The organism is Megasphaera sp. ASD88 (assembly GCF_002287425.1).
Taxonomy (GTDB): domain Bacteria; phylum Bacillota; class Negativicutes; order Veillonellales; family Megasphaeraceae; genus Megasphaera; species Megasphaera stantonii.
This window is the reverse complement of record NZ_NQXW01000046.1, coordinates 1-2882: the sequence shown is the minus strand read 5'-3', so window position 1 is coordinate 2882 and position 2882 is coordinate 1. Positions and strand designations below refer to the sequence as shown.

Annotated in this window: 2 protein-coding genes and 1 pseudogene; all 3 read left to right on the top strand. The window is 51.9% G+C overall.

The features are described from left to right. Nucleotides 1-154 precede the first annotated feature (154 nt). The gene (locus tag CJ260_RS12355) at nt 155-2176 is read left to right on the top strand and encodes an AAA family ATPase (RefSeq protein ID WP_095630422.1); all 2022 of its coding nucleotides are present in this window, start codon (nt 155-157) and stop codon (nt 2174-2176) included. Between the two features lie 286 nt (nt 2177-2462). Beyond that, nucleotides 2463-2654: a hypothetical protein gene (locus CJ260_RS12350; RefSeq protein ID WP_158221410.1), complete on the top strand. Its 192-nt coding sequence runs from the start codon at nt 2463-2465 to the stop codon at nt 2652-2654. A 20-nt stretch (nt 2655-2674) separates the two neighbouring features. Then, nucleotides 2675-2882: pseudogene (locus tag CJ260_RS12345) on the top strand (hypothetical protein); the annotation flags it as partial.

Below are 2882 nucleotides of genomic sequence, written 5' to 3'. Positions count from 1 at the left end.
TCCGGTTACTTGAAGCCCGCGGGTTCCAGCATGTAGGGACGTGGAGCTTTACAGCAGCCACGCAGATGATTGGCCGGATCGCGGCCTGCGGCTGGCGGATTCCGCGGGATATTACGCCGGCGACGTATGTGCCGGCATAACGGAGGAATGACGTATGGAACATAGCAAGATCAACTTACTGCCATTGTTGGACTACATCGACCCGTCATTTTGTACCTATCAGGAATGGGTACAGGTCGGTATGGCCCTTAAAATCGAAGGTTATGACGTCTCAGATTGGGATGCGTGGAGCCGCCGCGACGGCGGACGGTATCACGCCGGCGAGTGCGTGCAGAAATGGCGGACCTTTACCGGTACAGACAGCCCGGTTACAGGGGCGACGATTGTCGATATGGCCAAAAAAGGCGGCTGGCGCAGCCAGACCGACGGCGGCCATGCCTATGACTGGGACGATATGATTATCGCTAAAGACGAGCAGGTTATCATCGACCAGCGATGGATTGAAGGACGGGAACTGCAGGAGCCAGGCGACGACTGGGACCCTGTAAAGGATTTAACCACATACCTTACGACGCTCTTTGACAGTACCGATTACGTCGGCTATGTTACGTCGTCATGGGAAAAAGACGGGAAGTTTTTGCCAAGCAAAGGCAACTTCAAACGCACGGCCGGTGAACTCATCGAAGAACTGACGGTCTGCGACGGCGACATCGGCGCTGTATTGGGGGACTATAACCCTAGGGTCGGCGCGTGGATTCGCTTCAATGCCCTCGACGGCAAAGGTGTCCGGAACGAAAACGTGACGGATTACAAATATGCCCTTGTCGAATCGGACAATATGGAGCCGGAGAAACAGAACGAAATTATCCGGCAGCTGGAACTGCCTGTGGCCTGCCTCGTGTACAGCGGCGGCAAGAGCGTCCATGCCATCGTCCATATCGACGCTGCCAATTACGAGGAATACCGCAAGCGTGTCGACTATCTGTATCACGTATGCCGCAAGAACGGCCTGGACATCGACCAGCAGAACCGGAACCCGTCGCGCCTGTCCCGGATGCCTGGCGTACTGCGTAACGGCAAAAAGCAGTATCTTATCGATACGAATATCGGCAAGGAAAGCTTTGTAGAGTGGCGCGACTGGGTCGAAGCTGTCAACGACGATCTGCCCGATCCGGAAAGCCTGCGCGATGTCTGGAACCATATGCCGCCCTTATCGCCGGCCCTCATCGACGGCGTACTGCGGCAGGGCCATAAAATGATGATTGCCGGGCCGTCGAAGGCCGGGAAGTCCTATGCTTTGATTGAACTGGTAGCCGCCATTGCTGAAGGCCGTAAATGGCTACAATGGGACTGCGCCCAGGGCAAAGTGTTGTACGTCAATCTGGAACTCGACCGGGCGAGCTGCCTGCACCGTTTCAAGGATGTATACGACGCCCTGGGCTGGCCGGCGCAGAGTATCAGCAATATCGACATCTGGAACCTGCGCGGCAAATCCCTTCCTATGGATAAGCTGGCGCCGAAGCTTATCCGCCGGGCGGCCAAGAAAAATTACATGGCGATTATCATTGACCCGATCTATAAGATTATTACAGGCGACGAGAACAGCGCCGACCAGATGGCGCACTTCTGCAATCAATTCGACAAGGTGTGTACGGAGCTAAATTGCGCTGTGATCTACTGCCATCATCACAGTAAGGGCGCCCAGGGCGGCAAGCGTTCCATGGACCGGGCCAGCGGCTCCGGCGTCTTTGCTCGCGACGCCGACGCGTTGCTTGATATGATACAGCTCGAAACTGACCAGGTCGGCCTTCCGGGCACGGCGTGGCGCATTGAGGGCACGCTGCGCGAATTTAAGGCCTTTGAGCCGCTGAATCTATGGTTTGAGTATCCCGTTCATAAAATCGACGATACGGGATTTCTGGCGGGGCTGACACCCAGTATAGAGAAAGATCCATGGAAGAAAAGCCAGGAAACACGGCAAAAGCGAAAAGAGTCGAAAAAACAGCAGCTTGAAAGCGCATATAATGCCTGCTTAATCAATGGCAGCGTCACCGTAGCCGATATGGCAAATTATATGGATACGACGGAACGCACAATCCGGAGATACTTAAAAGAGGTTGACGAGTTTGAGTTAAGCAATGGAAAAATAACGAAAAAAGAAGAAATTAAAGGTTAACAATAGATGAATGAATCTGGACATTTATAAACTTGTCCATCTTGTCCGTGGTGTATATGGACAAATATTTATACGGACAAGCCGCTTAAATGTCCGCATAAAAATACGGACAAAATGGACGGACAGCTATTATATATATTAAATGTCTGTCCGTATAATGTCCGGTAGGGTCCTTGGACAAAAAAGGGTTAAAAAAATGGCACGAAGTAAGCCATTTTCTTTTAACACCCTTTTTCGTCCTGAACCAGGACCATATAGGTGTCAGCACAAGAAAAAGCAGGTGAAAATGTTGAAAAAGAAAATTTATAAAAAAGCGTTGCAGATGGTCATCGATGAAATCGCAGACTGCAGCTTCTGCCCGCTAGGGGATAAAGATGGAAACATTGTAGAACTCGCCGAATGCGATCAAGGCCGTTGCATAGACATTATCATAAATCATTGGTTACGGAAAGCGGAACAGGAGCTGAGGAAGGCATGAGGATTCAATTTTTTATTCCCATGAAATTGCCGTCGGCGACGCACCAGATGAAGAAATGGGGCGTGCGTAACGGTAAGCCGTATTCTTACGAGCCGCAGAGCGTGAAAGACGCCCGGCAGAAATTTATGGCCTGCCTTGTAAAATATACGCCGGAATTGCCTCTGCAGGGGCCGTTATCCCTGACGACGCAGTGGATCTATCCGGCGGACAGCCGACACCCGGATAAGA